Genomic DNA, 14,808 nt, shown 5'->3' on the forward strand with positions numbered 1-14,808 from the left:
CGATGGGTCAGGCACCATAGATGTCGAATGGACCGGCCTCATCGCGGGCAAGCCCGCTCCCACAGGTTTGATGTGGTGTATACAGAATCTGTGAACAGCCAAAATCACTGTGGGAGCGGGCTTGCCCGCGATAGCGATGGGTCAGGCACTATAGATGTCGAATGAACCGGCCCCATCGCTAGCAGGCTCCCACAGCGTGCTATGGATACACGCAGATTCTGCAGGTCATTTCAGTGCCGGGTCTCCCGGGTTGAGCTTCTTCCAACCTTGCAACAAGACCTGGGCCTTGGGTTCCTGGCCGTTGTCCAGGTAGTACTGGATCAGTGACAACCGGGCGTTGCGGTTGGCCGGTTGTTGTTTGATCAGTTGCTCCAGTTGCGCGCAGGCTTCGTCGATCTTGCCACCGTCGTACAAGGCCACGGCCAGCACATAGCCGTACTGTGCGTTCAGCGGCTCCAGGCGAGCGGCATTGCGTAAGGCTGACATGGCTTGCGCGGTGTTGCCGGCTCGGATCAGGGCCAGGCCCTGGGTGTGCTGGAGCAGCGCCGAGTCCGGATGCGCCTTGAGGCCTTGGGTCAACAGTGCCTGGGCTTCCTGCGCCCGACCACGCGATTCCAGCCATTGCACCAGGGTCACCAGCGCCGGGAAGAAATCGCCGTCGCGCTGGATCGCCGCACGTAACATCGGCTCGACTTCGGCAGTCCGTCCACTGGCCTGATAGAGCATGGCCAGATTGAGGTTGGCTTCGGCGCGTTCGAGCAGGCTCAACTGGACCTTTTCGTACTCGTCGATGGCTGCCTTCCAGCGCGGCTGGGCGGCCCCCAATTGGTTGCCGGCCGCCAGCAGGTCACGGGCGGCGGCGATGCGCACGGCCTTGACCGGGTCACTGAGCAGTGGCGTATACAGCGGCACGCGCTCAGGGGCCGGAAGGAAACCGCTGACCGCGCGTATCGCGCTTTCACGCACCTGTGGATCGCTGTTGCCCAGGTCTTTGGTCGCCAGCTTCAGCGCCTGTTCGCTTGGGTACAGCACCAGTTCGGCCAACAGGGTGGCGCGCTGGATGGCGGGCAGGTTGCTGCGCTGCAATTGCTCGTACAGCGCTTGGGCGGCGCCCGGCTGGCCGTTGCGGATCAGCCACAGGCTTTCGTCATAGCGCGCAGCCTGGGCCGCCGGGTTGGCGTTCCACAGTTTGAATTGCTCTGTGACCTTGTCCCCGGCCTTGCCCTGATGGCAGGTCAGGCAGGCATCCGGGCTGCCGAGTTTTTTCGCGCGCTCGGGATTGGGGATGCTGAAGCTGTGGTCATGGCGAAAGTCGTTGCCCATGTAGAACTTGCCCGGCATGTGGCAATCCACGCACTGCGAGCCTGGCTGGCCTGCGGCATGGCGATGGTGTTCGGGGGAGTCATAGTTCTTGGCTTGCAGGCCCTTGCCGTCGACGCCTGGGAGCGTGGTCTTGCCGGCGGTGTTGTGGCATTGCAGGCAGACGCCATTGCCCGGCGCCTTGAGCTCGTTGCTGTGGGGGTTGTGGCAGTTGCTGCAGCGCACCCCCTTGTCGAACATCTTGCTCTGCAGGAACGAGCCGTGTTCGAACACTTCATCCTTGATCTTGCCATCCAGCGCGTACAGTTCGCGGGTCAGTACGCTGGGCAGGTAGTCGTCCATCAACCGTTTGCCGACGGTGAAGCCATCGCCCAGGGGCGCACGCCGGGAGTGACAGCGGGCGCAGGTCTCGATCTCGGTGGTGGCGTTCTTGTCCTTGAGGTCGACGGCAAAGCCTGCGTGGATCAGGTCGCCCTTTTTCGCCGCCCATTCAAGGTGATTGGAGGCCGGACCGTGGCACGCCTGGCATCCGACCCCCAGGCTGTTCCACTGGCTGGCAAAGGAATTGCTCGCGGCGTCGAAATTGCGTTGGTACCCGGTGGTGTGGCACTCCACGCACATAAAGTTGGCGTTCTGGCTGGGTTTACTCCAGTGCAGCGGATTCTTGAAGCTCACGCCCTGGCCCGGATACAGGTGAAACCAGCGGTTCTTCTCGGTATCCCAGGCCACGCCCAAGGCTTGCAGGCGGCCTTCACCGACTTCGATCAGGTACTGCTGCAGCGGCGCGATACCGAAGGTGTAGGCCACCTTGAAGTCGGCGTTCTTGCCGTCGGCGCCCGGGGTATTGACCCAGAAGCCAGCGTCCTTGCGAAAGAACCGGGTCGTCTCGTTCTCGCCCTTGAAGGTGCTGTCCTTGAAGTTGGCCAGCACGGTCTGCTCGTCGGCGACCTGCATCGCCAATTGGTGATGGGAGCCTTGCCAGTCCTTGACCTGCTCGGTGTGGCAAGCCTGGCATTGCTGCTCGTCGACCATGCGGGCCGGCGGCAGGAGCGCAGCGACTGGCGGCGTCGGGGCCACGGCCACGCTCGGCGCTACATAGGGCGCTGGCGTCGGTTTGCTGGCGAACAGGAACCAGCCGAGGCCCGCCATGACCAGCAGCAACAGGCCGGCAGTGACGGGAAACAGGTAGCGGGAAATCAGGGTCGGTGGCGAATCAGGGTCAGGTGTAATCGAATTTTTCTTATGCTTGGGCATTACGACTTCCGTAGTCCAGAGGCGCTGGCCATAAAGGCAGGCTTTTTGTGCTGCCGTGCAGCTTTGCTGCATAGGGTCAGTCTGTCAAATGACGCTTGTGATCGATCCTACAGTTGTTTGTGAATTTTCAGAGCCTGTCACAGCAATCGTCTTAACTTTTGGCTATACCTGTAAGTCCGTTTGACAGTACCGTTGTCGTCCTTTTGACAGGAGTTACCGAATGAAGCTTGCCCTCATGATGAGTACGCTGTGCATTGCCTCCCTTGGGGTAGTGGGCTGTTCCAGCACGATCACCAAGCCGGAAGACTACTCCGGGTTTCTCAAGGACTACAGCCAGCTCAAGGAGGCCAAGTCGCCGTCGGGCGTAGACGTGTTGCGTTGGGTCGACCCCAAGCTCGATATCAATAAGTACACCAGTGTCTATGTCGAACCCACCCAGTTCTATCCGCAGCCCAAGCCGACGGTGAAAATCCCGCAAAGCACGCTGTCAGGCATTACCAGCTACTACGACCAGGCGCTCAAGCGCGAGCTGGGTAAAAACCTGCCATTGGCCAACGGCCCGGGCCCGGGTGTGGTAGTCGTGCGTGCGGCGATCACCGCTGTCAGCAGCCAGACCGAAGGCCTGAAAGCCTACGAGGTGATCCCGATTGCCCTGGTGGCAGCGGCGGTCAGCACCGCGACCGGTATTCGCGATCAGGAAACCGACCTGGCCACCGAAGCGGTGTTCCTCGACGGCAGCACCAACAAGGTGATCGCCCAGGTAGTCCGCAAGGGCACCGGCAGACCGCTGGAAAACGACTCGCAAGTGATGACCGCCAACGACGTGAAGAACGTGGTCGATGGCTGGGCCCACGACCTGGGCCAGTCGTACATCAAACTCAAGGCCAAGTAAGCGCCTGGATGGGAGCGAGCCGACTCGGGATGGTGGGGTGTCAAGGCCATAAATGTTGGCTGTGCCGGCCCCATCGCGGGCAAGCCCGCTCCCACAGTGGTTCTGGGGTGCTCGCGGACTTTGCATGCGCCACAGCCAACTTGTGGGAGCTGGCGCCCGCTTGCGGCCTGCCAGCGATAGCGGTGGGTCAGGCACCATCGATATTGAATGTTCTGGCCCCATCGCTAGCAGGCTATCCCACAGGGGATATCACACAGAGATATCGCCGTCAGGAAAAGCAGGCCGGCCGCTAGGCCGCCTCGCCCGCCCTCACCACTCAGGCCGACTGTCAGGTCGCCGTGCTCTTGCTTTTGATCTTGATCCACCCGCCCCATTGGAAGGCTGAGCGAAGGTGTCCATCTGGGGGGAGGCGCGTAGCGCCGTGCGGCGAAGCCGCATACATCGAGAGGAGGTGCAGCGCAGCAAACCGGAGGCGATGCCCCCGGATGGATACCGTAGCGAAGGTACCCCGAGCCTAAGCGAGGGGCCGTACGTCAGGGGTAAGAGCCCTTGGTTACTTGGGGCTTTTCCAAGTGACCCGCCGTAAGGGCGGAACCATTAGCCGCCATTACCCAAGCAACGGATATACCTCCACATCACTGGCCGACAAACCAACGGAAATACGGGTTGGCGGCATCCCCTTGCATCACCTCACGAATATCCCTGGCCCAGGCTTCACGATCGCCATCGTAGGCGTGCAGGCTGGCGCGGTAGAACTGCATCAGGCGCTGCTGGTGGGCATTCATGCGCTCGATGAACGTGGCGTCGGCATTGAGCAGTTCCGGCGGTCGCCGCAGGTCGAGCAAGGCGGGGAGTACCCGGCTGATTTCCTTGGCGCGCACCCACGGCGCGTACTCGATGCGCGGCTGGTCGTCGGTGACGGGCAGGGCCTGGCCGGCGAACTGCTGCAGGCCCTGGCGATCGGTGACCCAGGTGGCCAACAGCGCCGCGGCCGAACTCACCCCGACATCCTGCAAGGTGCTGCGCACGGTTGCCTGGGCATAGCGTTGAGTGATCCGCGCCGCATCCAGCTCGATGGGGTCGAGCGAGCCCACCAGGAGCATTTCATGGAACTCGCTGGTCCACACGTTGGCGTACGGAAACACGTCGAGGAAGCTCTGTACCAACGCCCGCGAGTCGTCGATGTTCTGGGTTGGCAATGGCAGCCACTGGGCCACCAGGCCGTTCTTTTCCAGGCGGCTGGCAGCCAGTTGATAGAAGTCCCGCGAGTACAGGTTGACCACGCCGGCCGCAGAGGGCGGTGGCGGCTCCAGGGTGATCAGGTCATAGGTCTGTTCGCTGCGCAGCAGTTCCTGGCGACCGTCGCGCAGGCGCACCTGCAGCGCCGGGTCGGCGGCGGCGTTGAAGTTGCCTTTGAACAACGGCGCGGCCTTGACCACCGATGGCAGCAGCTCGGCGACCACCCGCCGTTCCAGGCCCGGGTACTGCAGCAAGGCGCCGGCGGTGATGCCGGTGCCAAAGCCGATGACCAGGGCCGAACGTGGCTCGCCCTTGTGGATCAGCAGCGGCAGCAGGGCCTGGATCCGCATGTAGCGCAACGACGGCATGGCATCGCCGGTGTTCGATACGCCTTGAATGTACAGGCGCTGGAACGCGCGCTGGCCCTTGCCCTGGGTGACCACGGCGACGGTACCGCCACGACCTTCCTCATAGAACACCAATTCGCCGTTGCGCGCTCCTGGCAGCAGGCTCGCAAGCTTGTCCACCGGGGTCAGCAGCGCGACCCCCAGCGCCAGCACTCCGACAGCCACCACGCCCTGGCGGGTGCCTTTGTGTACTGCGCTGCCACGGCTGACAGCCAGGTAACCGACGGCCGCAGCGACCAGTGCCAGCAGGCCCAGGGTGTGCACCAGGCCGAGCAGCGGTATCAGCACAAAACCGCAGAGCATCACCCCGACGATGCCACCCAGGGTATTGAACGCCACCACTGCACCGACATCCCGGCCCACCCGGTCCTGGCCCACGCACAGGCGCAAGGCCAGGGGGAACGCGGCACCCAGGAGCAAGGTCGGGAGGAACACGATACTTAAGGCCGCCACGGCAAAACGGCTACTCATGGCCACCAACTCACTGGCGCCCAGGGCCAGCACCGCTGATTCGGCCTGGGTTTGCGCCAGCACCAGCCAACGTCCCAGCAGGGCTACTTCGAGCAGTGCCAGCAGCCCCGCACCGGCAATCAACAAGCCGAACAGGCCCCATGGATCGCGTACCCGCGCCACGCGCCGGGCCATCCACACGCTGCCCAGGAACAATCCGCACAGGTAGGTCGCCAGGACCACGGCGAAGGCATAGGTGCGGGTACTCATGAATTGCACGATCGCTTGCGACCAGACCACCTCGTAGCCCAGCGCCACGCCACCGGCGATCGAGTACAGCCACAGCGCCAGGCGCGCGGGTGCGGCCTGGGGTGGGCGTTCCACGGGCGCCGCGATGGCCGTCAGCGGTTGGCGTTGAAACCACAACAGCGCGCCGGCGGCGGCCAGCAGGTTGAGCATGGCCGCGGCAATGGCGCTGCCGCGCACGCCGAGGGCCGCGATCAGGACGAAGGCGGTCAGCAGGGTCCCGACGATGGCCCCGGCGGTATTCGCTGCATACAACTGGCCGCCGGCCTTGCCCAGTTGCTGTGGGTCGGCGGCCAGCGCGCGCACCAGCACCGGCAGGGTGCCGCCCATCAACACGGCGGGAATCCCCACCAGGGCAAACGGCAGCACCCAGGCTGCCAGTCCGATGTGCTCGGCCAGCCAACTGAATGGGCTGGCCGCCAGGCTCATGCCCACCGTGGCACCGACACCCAGCAGCGCCACCAGCACCTCCAGCCCGGCGTACAGCAGCACCGGCCGTTGCAGGCGGTCGGCCAGGCGCCCGAACAGCCAGCCGCCCAGGGCCAGTCCGGCGAAAAATGCGCTGATGCCGGTGGTGATGGCGTAGACCTCGACCCCGACCACCAGCGACAACTGCTTGATCCACAGCACCTGGTATACCAGCGCGGCAGCGCCCGAGACCAATAGCAGCAGGGCCGGGATCAACAACGCCGGGGCACTGGCGTGTGGGGCGGGAATGGCCGTCGACTTGCTGGCGACTCGTGAGGACATTGTTGGTTGCCTTGTACAGAACTTGAAAAATGTGGTGGACCCAGAACACTGGCACCAAGGATGGTGAAGGCCATCGCGGGCAAGCCGCAAGCGGGCGCTCGCTCCCACAGGGGAAAAAGAAAAAACGCCGTTCACCGGTGAGGGTGAACGGCGGTGTAACGGCTATTACTGTGCAGCTTTCATTTTTTCAGCAATTTTTGCATCTACCGCAGCGCGGATCTGGTCGACGCTGAAGCTCGCCGGTTTCTGGCTAGGTGGGTACTCGATGAACGTCTGCAGGAAGTGCGCAGACTTGGTCACCGCCTGGGCTACCAGGTAGACGTTTTTGGTGGTCCAGTCGTAGTACTGATCGGAAACCACGTCAGCACGCTCGTACGGGTCCATGCGCAGGTTGAAGATTTTTGGTACACGCAGGCACACGAATGGCTCGCTCCAGACCTTGAAGCCGCCGGGTGCACGTTGTTCACAGAACACTGCTTTCCAATTACCGAAGCGCATCGACACCAGCACGCCGTCGTCGTTGAAGTAGTAGAACTCCTTACGCTCGCCCTTGGGTTGCTGGCCGGTTACGTACGGCAGTTGGTTGAAGCCGTCCAGGTGCACCTTGAAGCTGTTGCCACCGGCGACTGGCGCCCAGCCCTTGAGCAACTTGTCCTTGACCCCGGTATCACCAGCGGCAGCCAGCAGGGTTGGGAACCAGTCCAGGCCCGAGAACATCTCGTTGGACACTTCGCCAGCCTTGACCTTGCCCGGCCAGCGGATCATCGCCGGTACGCGATAAGCGCCTTCCCAGTTGGAGTTCTTCTCGTTACGGAACGGCGTGGTCGCCGCGTCCGGCCAGGAGAACTGGTTCGGGCCGTTGTCGGTTGTGTAGACGACGATGGTGTTGTCGGTGATTTTCAGGTCGTCGAGGGTTTTCAGCAGTTTGCCGACGTCGCCGTCGTGCTCGATCATGCCGTCGGCATAGTCGTTGCCGGGCATGCCGCTCTGGCCCTTCATCGACTCACGTACGTGGGTGAACAAGTGCATGCGGGTAGTGTTCATCCAGACGAAGAACGGTTTGTCCGCCTTGGCCTGTTTCTCGATGAACGCCTGGGCGGCGGCGGTGGTTTCGTCGTCGATGGTTTCCATGCGCTTGGTGGTCAGCGCGCCGGTGTCCTCGATCTTGCCGTCGGCGAAGCTGTGGATCACGCCGCGCGGGGAGTTGGCCTTGACGAACTCGGCATCATCCTTGGGCCAGTAAGGGCGCTCTGGCTCCTCTTCGGCGTTGAGGTGATACAGGTTGCCGAAGAACTCGTCGAAACCGTGGTTGGTCGGCAGGTACTCGTCCTTGTCGCCCAGGTGGTTCTTGCCGAACTGGCCGGTGGCATAACCCTGGGATTTCAGTGCCTGGGCGATGGTGATATCGCGGGCCTGCAGGCCAACGCTGGCGCCCGGGGCACCGACTTTCGACAGGCCGGTACGCAATGGCGTCTGGCCGGTGATGAACGATGAGCGCCCGGCGGTGCAGCTGTTCTCCGCATAGTAGTCGGTGAACATCATGCCTTCTTTGGCAATCCGGTCGATGTTCGGCGTCTTGTAACCCACCACGCCCATGGAATAGGCGCTGATGTTGGTCTGGCCGATGTCATCGCCGAAAATCACCAGAATGTTCGGTTTTTCTGCCGCCATGGCGGTCGCCGAGATGGCCATGACCGAAGTCGCCACCAGGGCAAATTTCGGCAGCCACTTTTGTATGCGAGTCATCTGACTTGCTCCTTGTACTGACTGGAGTCGTGTTGAAGTACGACTAACGTTTACTGCGGTCCTGCTTACATCTTTTACTTCTTTTGCTCAGTTGTGCCGGTGTCGAACGGATAGATCCGGTTCCATTCGGTGCTCATGTCGACGACACTCCAGCCGCGTTTGTTGGCTTCATCCAGGGCCTTGTCCAGGCGACCGATGTTCGACTGCCGGTCGTAGGCCCATTCACGCTTTGCATCGGTATGGTGCACCAGGCCCATGAACCTTTTACCGGGGCCGGCAGCCGTCCACTGGAGCATTTGCAGGTCACCGTCGGAGTTGCCGAAGGCGAGAATCGGCTGGCGCCCGATGACCTGCTGGATGCTTTCCGGTTTACCCGAGCCATCGTCGTTGTGGGCCAGCTTGGGCAGGCGCAGGATCGAAGCGTCGTTGCCATTGAGCTGGAACTGCGTGGCAAAGGTGGTGCCGATCACTTGCTCCGGTGGAATGCCGTAGACCTGCTCGGCGAAGGCACGCATGAACTCGACTTCACCGCCGGACACGATGTAGGTCTTGAAGTCCTGGCTGCGCAGGTAGTCGAGCATCTCCAGCATCGGCTGGAAAATCATCTCGGTGTAGGGCTTGCCGGTCTTCGGATGGCGGGCCTGGCTCAGCCAGGTCTTGGCGTTGTCCATGAAGGCGGCGGTGGTGATCCCGGTATGGGTCGCGCCGATGATCTTCATCAGGCCGTCCATGCCGCTGGCGGCCAGGGCCTGGTGGTCATTCTCGAGTACGGCCTTGAACGGCTGCTCGGTTTTCCATTGCGGATGCTGGGGCGCCATGCGCTTGACTTCTTCCAGGGCGAACAGCACCTGGAAGTACATCGGCTGTTCGCTCCACAGCGTACCGTCGTTGTCGAACACGGCGATGCGCTCGGCCGGCTTGACGTAGTCCTTGGAGCCTTCAGTGGTCACGGCCTGGACAAATTCGATGATGCTTTTTTTCGACGGGCCATCGTTCCAGGAGGGCAGCGGCTCGGCCGCCAGTGCCAGGAGCGGCAGGCTCAGGGCCAGGCTCAGCAGGAGCTTGAAGGCGTGACGTTGGCGGGGGGCTGCGTGATTCGTCATGAAAAGTCCTTATCGTGACCGGGGTTCAAGGGGCGCAAGGCCGAGGAGTGCGTCGCGTTGGCGGTGACAGCCTGATCATGCAGCGTAGCCAAGGATTGCTTGAGTTGCGGCAATGCCTGACTTTCCGCCGGCTGGCGCCCATACCGCCCACGCAACAGCGCCTGCACGTTGTTGCCCAGGCCGCCGATCCCCAGGCCCAGGCGGCTGCGCCGGGCCCAGAGGTACAGCGCGCTCAAATGCGGCGGCTGGCCGTCGAGTTGTTCGGGGATCTGCTTCCAGGCGTAGTCGGCAGAGGCCTGCCAGGCGGCATGGCGTGCGTTGCGACGCGCTTGGAGGGCGCGCCAGGCCCGCAGGCACCAGGGCTGCAACAGGTAGCCGGCGGTGGCCAGTATCGCCAGCAGCACTACCAGCATCAGCCAGTGCCGCGAGAGGTGGAAGCGGCCCTGTTGCCCCAGTTGCTTGAGGTCCTGGGTAATCGAAAACACCGGCCGATAGCTGGCGTTGGCCGCAGCCTCGAAGGTCACTGCCGGAACTTCGGCGCTACGTGCCTGTTGGGTGCTGGCGTCCCACCAGTGCATCTGGATGGCCGGCAGGCTGTAGTGTCCCGGGCGTTGCACCTGGTAGACGACGCTATCGATCCGCTGGCCGCCGCTGATATGGCCGCGGCCATCGTCGAGGTTGCTGACTTGCGCAGTCTTGGGATAGCGCTTGAGGCCGTCGACCTCGCCCAGGGGCGGCGCTGGCAGGGCCATCGCCAATGCGCCGTCGGCCTGCAGGGTCAGTTGGCGGGTGAGGGTGTCACCGACCTTGATTGCCGGCGATGACTGCTTGAGTACCTGGGTCAAACGCACGCCCTGGGCCACCAGCACCGGTTCGCCGGGCTTGAACCCGGGCGGCTGCTGGGCGATGAAGTGCAGGGGTTGGCTTTGCGCGCTCAGTGGCTGGCTGGCCTGGCCGGGCGTGGCCTGTACGGTCAATGCCGGGATGTCGAAGCCCTGGGCCTGGTTCGGGGTGATCAGGTAGAGGTAGCGCATGCCGAAGAAGGTTTTACCCTCCAGGGTCTGCGTGGTGTGCTGGGCTTCGCCGTTGGGCGGCATCACCAACGCGCCCGGCAGCTTCAACTCCGGCAGGGTCGGGGCGCTGGTGAACCAGCTGTCGGTCAGCACATCGACCTGCAATTGCACGACGCCGCCCACCATCACCGCAGCGCCAGGCTGCAGTTGAGCCTGCACCCGCAGTTCGGGTTCAGCCGCCAGCACACGGCCGGTCAACAGGCACAGCAGCAGGGCGCCGCTGGCGGTGAAACACTTCGCGAGTCTGCTGCTCATGGCTTGCCCGCCTGATCCTGGAGGCTGAACTTTTGCTTGAGGAACTTGGCCGGCGAGGTGGTCAGGTTCTGCAGCCACAGCTCATCGGAAGTCGCCTGCTGGGTCTCTAGCGATTTGCTCTGGCCCTTGCCCTTGGGCTTGTCGTATTTGACTTCGTCGGGCTTGACCTCCGGGGTGTTCTGCTGCGCGCTGTCGGTGTCTTTTTCCAGGGCGATGGCCAGCGCCAGGTTGGCCGTCGCCTCGGGGAACTGTGGCTGTAGCTTCAATGCCTGGGTGTAGGCGGCAATCGCCTGGTCGAACTTGAAGCGCCGCACATAGATGTTGCCCAGGTAGAAGTACGCCTGGGGCGTGTCGAGACGGGCGAAACTGGCCAGTGCCAGGTCATAGTCGGCGGCGTTGTAGGCGGCGATTCCCTTCCAGTACGGGTCCTGGAACAACTGGGCGGCAGCGGGAAAGTGCTGGTGCTCGAAGGCCCAGCGGCCTTGCTGGTCGCGGGTGAAAAACGCGTCGGTGAGGGCGTTGGCCTGGCTCTCTGGCGCCTGCAAACCCAAGCCCAGGCCCAGCAGAAGTGCCGCCGCCCAGTTCAGGCTCCAGCCCCGGCGCACGCTGAAAAAGGCCAGCAGCAACAGCGGCCAGCACAACCAGTAGCCGGCGTCTTTCCAGTGCAGTTCACGCTGTTCGGCGCTGGCATTCTGGAAATGTTGCTGGGCATGCAACTCGATCCAGTCCAGGTCGTCGTCGTTGAGGGTCAGGCTGCCCAACGGGGCGTCGGTGGCAGCGGCCAGTTGCTTGAGGGCGGCCTGATCGAAACTGCCCAGGGTCGGACGGCCATTGCTGTCGGTGCGGGGCTGGCCGTTGGTGTCGGTGATGATCCCGCCATCGGTACTGCCCACGGCCAGCACCAGCACCTGCAACTGACTGTTGTCCAGCAGCTTGTCGAGATTGCCCAGTTGGCTGGTGTCGGCGCCGTCGGTGATCAGCAGTAGGGTGCCTGGGGCTTTTTCTGCCACCAGCAAGCGCTTGGCCTGTTCGATCACGCCGGCGACATCCTTGCCCGGTTTGTTCAGCAACTCGCTGCCCAGCGCCTGGATGAAGCTGTCGAGCAACGCCGGGTCATCGGTCGGTGGGAGCACCAGGTGGGCGCTGCCGGCGTAGGCAATCAACCCGGTGCGCGCGCCGCTGCGGCGCTGGACCAGGTCATGCAGCTTGTGTTTGGCCGCTTCCAGGCGAGTCGGCTGGACATCGCTGGCGTCCATCGAGGGCGACAGGTCGAGGGCGATGATCAGCGGCGCGCGGTTTTCCAGGAAGTCCGGGCGATCGCGCTCCCAGGTCGGGCCGGCTGCAGCGATGGCACCCAGCACCAAGGTGGCGCAGACCAGATGGACCGGGCGCAGGCGATGGCTGTCCTCGGGGGTGATCAGCAGGTGCGACAGCAGATGCGGGGCAATGTTGCTGCCCAGGCGTCGCCGCAGGTCGCGGCTGCGGCGCCAGAGCAGCGGCAGCAGGGCGCCGAACAGTGCCAGCAAGAGCCAGAGCGGGCGCAGGAAGTGCAAGTCGCTGAGGTTGATTTCCATCTCAAGCCTCCTGGCGCGATGGGGTGCTGCGCAGGCGAGGCCAGAGCAGGGCGAGCAGGTGATAGACGGCCAGCAACGCGATGGCGGCCCCCAGGGGAATCCAGAACAGGTCGCGCTTGGGCTGGTGACTGAAGTGCTGCACCTGGTGGGGGGTGATCTGGTCGAGGGTGCTGTAGACCTGGTCCAGGGCCTGGCGGTCTTCGGCACGGAAAAACCGCCCGCCGGTGGCCGTGGCGATCTGCTGCAGGCCTTGCAGGTTGACCTTGGCTTCGCCGTCGGCGTTGGGGTCGCCGATGCCGATGGTATGAATCACCACGCCCTTGGCCGCCGCCATGCTGGCGGCGTGGTCCGGGGTGATCGCACTGCTGGTGTCATTGCCATCGGTCAGCAGAATCAGGACTTTTTCCTGTTCGTGGGCCTGGTCGAGCATCTTCAAGGCCAGGCCAATGGCATCGCCGATCGCGGTATTGGGCCCGGCCATGCCGATGCCGGTGTCATCGAGCAACAGCGCCAGGCTGGCATGGTCCAGGGTCAGCGGTGCTTGCGGGTAGGCGCCGCTGCCGAACACGATGAGGCCCAGGCGATCGTCCTTGCGGCGGTCGATGAAGCCGTGGACCACTTCCTTGACGGCTGCCAGGCGATCGATTTTCTGGCCATTGGCATCGCTGTAGTCAGTGGTTTCCATGGACTGGGAAATGTCGATGGCGAGCATCAGGTCGCGCACCGGTTGCTGGCGTTCGATCGGTTTTTCCACCAGCACCGGGCGCGCCACGGCCACCACCAGCAAGGTCCAGACCAGCAGGTTCAGGGCCAGTTGCCAGCGATTGCTGCGGCTGCCGGCCTGGCTTGGCGCCTGGCCGACGGCGCGGCTCATGGCGGCGAAAAACGGCACCCGCACGGCACTGCGCGCTTCGCGGTAGTCGGGCAGGAAGCGATAACCCAGCCAGCAGAGCGGGAGCAGTAGCAACAACCAGGGGTAATCAAGCTGCCACATGATGATGCTCCACCCAGTGTTTGCAGGTGCTGAACAGCTGATTTCGCTGCGCTGCCGGCAACGCCAGCAGGACTGTATCCGGGGCGTAGGCCAGGGTTGCCAGTTGCTGGCTGAAATCGGCGGGTAACGGCTGCGCGCTGTGTCGCACCAGAAATGCTTGCCAATCCTCACCGCCCAGAGCCGCAACCACAGTATTTGCATTGCAGTCGTTGGAGCCCCGGGAAGGCATCGACAGCGCTACGCGCTTGAGCAGCTCCGGCAATTCGCGCAGGGCGGCCAGTGGGTCGCTGCTGCGTTGCAGTTCCGCCAGGCGTGCCAGGGCTTCACGTCGATAGCGGTCCCGGCGCCATAACCAGTAGCGCCGGCCGGCCCACGCCAGCAATCCCACCAGCAGCAGGCCGAGCAGTAGCCACCAACCCCAGGTTTGCGGCAGATAGCTGACCGGCGCTGGCAGGCCCAATTCAGTGAGTTGCTCGATGCTCGGGACGTGCGCAGTCATGGCCGACCTCCGAGCTTGCCCAGTTCGGCGCGCAATTGTTCATGGGCTGCCTGGGCGGTGCTGAACATCATCAAAGGCACCTGACTGCGGCGCAGCAGGCTGGCGACATCCTTGAGCCGGCCGCTGAGGAAGTCCCCCAGGGGCTGATGGACCTGCCGCTGGGCCACCGCCAGCTCCACCTGCAACTGACCCTGGGTCACCAGCAGGTGGCCGTTTTTTGGCAGATTCAGTGCCAGTGGGTCATAGACCTGCATGGCGATCACATCGTTGTGGGCGCTGAGCTGGCGCATCAGTTGCAGGGTGCGCGGACCGGCGCCGGCAAAGTCACTGATGATGCAGATCAGGTGATCGTGTCCGGCCACGGCCAGGCAGTGCTGCAAGACCTTGTCCAGTTGGTCCTCGCCTTCGCGATCGGGGTTGTGGGCGCTGAGTTCCTGATTCTGCTGGGCGATGCGATTGCACAGCGCCTCGATCCGTTTGCGGCTGCGCAACGGGCCAATGCTGTCGATCCGCTGATCGTTGAACACCAGGCCGCCGACCCGGTCGCCGGCATTGAAGACCATCCAGGCCGCCAGCGCGCCGAGTTCGGCGGCCAGGGCCGACTTGAAGCTGCGCTGGGAGCCAAAGAACATCGACATGCGCTGGTCGACCAGGATCAGCGCCGGGCGATCACGCTCTTCGGTGAAGGTGCGCACTACCGGTTTGCCGGTCCGCAGGGAGGCGCGCCAGTCCAGGTGCCGCAGGTCATCGCCAGGCTGGTAGCGGCGCAGTTCGTCGAAGTTCAGGCCACGCCCGCGCAGACGCGAGGCGTGGTTGCCCGCCAGGATGCTGCCCTGGGGCTGGCGCGCGAGGAAACTAAGATCGGCGGCCTGGTACTGCAGCGCCATCAATTGCGCCAGCGACACGTACACCAGGCCATCCAGTTCCTGAGTGTTCATGGGCATCA

10 protein-coding genes are annotated in these 14,808 nt (G+C 63.6%); 1 reads left to right on the forward strand and 9 read right to left on the reverse strand.

Annotated elements, in window-relative coordinates:
• Nucleotides 1–225 precede the first annotated feature (225 nt).
• Nucleotides 226–2,574: a tetratricopeptide repeat protein gene (locus ACM6IP_RS01590; protein ID WP_414860791.1), complete on the reverse strand. Its 2,349-nt coding sequence runs from the start codon at nt 2,572–2,574 to the stop codon at nt 226–228.
• Between the two features lie 220 nt (nt 2,575–2,794).
• Here ACM6IP_RS01590 and ACM6IP_RS01595 point away from each other — a divergent pair, with 220 nt between their 5' ends.
• Nucleotides 2,795–3,466 (forward strand): DUF3313 domain-containing protein, encoded by a 672-nt coding sequence (locus ACM6IP_RS01595; protein ID WP_095168785.1) that lies wholly within the window; start codon nt 2,795–2,797, stop codon nt 3,464–3,466.
• Nucleotides 3,467–4,101: 635 nt separating this feature from the next.
• On the opposite strand, the gene ACM6IP_RS01600 is transcribed toward ACM6IP_RS01595, so the two are convergent.
• The 8 genes from ACM6IP_RS01600 to ACM6IP_RS01635 form a co-directional block, all read right to left on the reverse strand.
• On the reverse strand, nt 4,102–6,618 hold the full coding sequence (locus ACM6IP_RS01600; RefSeq protein WP_414860792.1) for a fused MFS/spermidine synthase: 2,517 nt from the start codon (nt 6,616–6,618) through the stop codon (nt 4,102–4,104).
• A 165-nt stretch (nt 6,619–6,783) separates the two neighbouring features.
• Nucleotides 6,784–8,364 carry an arylsulfatase gene (locus tag ACM6IP_RS01605; RefSeq protein ID WP_414860793.1) on the reverse strand — a complete coding sequence of 527 codons (1,581 nt, stop codon included), beginning with the start codon at nt 8,362–8,364 and terminating at the stop codon, nt 6,784–6,786.
• A gap of 74 nt (nt 8,365–8,438) precedes the next feature.
• Nucleotides 8,439–9,467 (reverse strand): HAD family hydrolase, encoded by a 1,029-nt coding sequence (locus ACM6IP_RS01610; RefSeq protein ID WP_414860794.1) that lies wholly within the window; start codon nt 9,465–9,467, stop codon nt 8,439–8,441.
• Nucleotides 9,464–10,795, reverse strand: coding sequence for a hypothetical protein (locus tag ACM6IP_RS01615; protein WP_414860795.1), 1,332 nt, complete (start codon nt 10,793–10,795; stop codon nt 9,464–9,466). The genes ACM6IP_RS01610 and ACM6IP_RS01615 overlap by 4 nt, the downstream gene beginning before the upstream one ends.
• The gene (locus ACM6IP_RS01620; protein WP_414860796.1) at nt 10,792–12,369 is read right to left on the reverse strand and encodes a VWA domain-containing protein; all 1,578 of its coding nucleotides are present in this window, start codon (nt 12,367–12,369) and stop codon (nt 10,792–10,794) included. The genes ACM6IP_RS01615 and ACM6IP_RS01620 overlap by 4 nt, the downstream gene beginning before the upstream one ends.
• Nucleotide 12,370: 1 nt before the next feature.
• Complete coding sequence (locus tag ACM6IP_RS01625) at nt 12,371–13,363, reverse strand: vWA domain-containing protein (RefSeq protein ID WP_414860797.1); 993 nt, start codon at nt 13,361–13,363, stop codon at nt 12,371–12,373.
• Nucleotides 13,350–13,862 (reverse strand): DUF4381 domain-containing protein, encoded by a 513-nt coding sequence (locus tag ACM6IP_RS01630; RefSeq protein ID WP_414860798.1) that lies wholly within the window; start codon nt 13,860–13,862, stop codon nt 13,350–13,352. The genes ACM6IP_RS01625 and ACM6IP_RS01630 overlap by 14 nt, the downstream gene beginning before the upstream one ends.
• Complete coding sequence (locus ACM6IP_RS01635; protein ID WP_159995851.1) at nt 13,859–14,800, reverse strand: DUF58 domain-containing protein; 942 nt, start codon at nt 14,798–14,800, stop codon at nt 13,859–13,861. Before ACM6IP_RS01635 ends, ACM6IP_RS01630 begins: the two co-directional genes overlap by 4 nt.
• Nucleotides 14,801–14,808: the final 8 nt, after the last annotated feature.

This window comes from Pseudomonas sp. IT-P176, assembly GCF_949767245.1.
GTDB lineage: Bacteria > Pseudomonadota > Gammaproteobacteria > Pseudomonadales > Pseudomonadaceae > Aquipseudomonas.

Excerpts from the sequence above, each read along its gene's own strand:
- ACM6IP_RS01590 (WP_414860791.1), bottom strand. The coding sequence starts at position 2,574 with ATGCCCAAGCATAAGAAAAATTCGATTACACCTGACCCTGATTCGCCA.
- ACM6IP_RS01595 (WP_095168785.1), top strand. The coding sequence starts at position 2,795 with ATGAAGCTTGCCCTCATGATGAGTACGCTGTGCATTGCCTCCCTTGGG.
- ACM6IP_RS01600 (WP_414860792.1), bottom strand. The coding sequence starts at position 6,618 with ATGTCCTCACGAGTCGCCAGCAAGTCGACGGCCATTCCCGCCCCACAC.
- ACM6IP_RS01605 (WP_414860793.1), bottom strand. The coding sequence starts at position 8,364 with ATGACTCGCATACAAAAGTGGCTGCCGAAATTTGCCCTGGTGGCGACT.
- ACM6IP_RS01610 (WP_414860794.1), bottom strand. The coding sequence starts at position 9,467 with ATGACGAATCACGCAGCCCCCCGCCAACGTCACGCCTTCAAGCTCCTG.
- ACM6IP_RS01615 (WP_414860795.1), bottom strand. The coding sequence starts at position 10,795 with ATGAGCAGCAGACTCGCGAAGTGTTTCACCGCCAGCGGCGCCCTGCTG.
- ACM6IP_RS01620 (WP_414860796.1), bottom strand. The coding sequence starts at position 12,369 with ATGGAAATCAACCTCAGCGACTTGCACTTCCTGCGCCCGCTCTGGCTC.
- ACM6IP_RS01625 (WP_414860797.1), bottom strand. The coding sequence starts at position 13,363 with ATGTGGCAGCTTGATTACCCCTGGTTGTTGCTACTGCTCCCGCTCTGC.
- ACM6IP_RS01630 (WP_414860798.1), bottom strand. The coding sequence starts at position 13,862 with ATGACTGCGCACGTCCCGAGCATCGAGCAACTCACTGAATTGGGCCTG.
- ACM6IP_RS01635 (WP_159995851.1), bottom strand. The coding sequence starts at position 14,800 with ATGAACACTCAGGAACTGGATGGCCTGGTGTACGTGTCGCTGGCGCAA.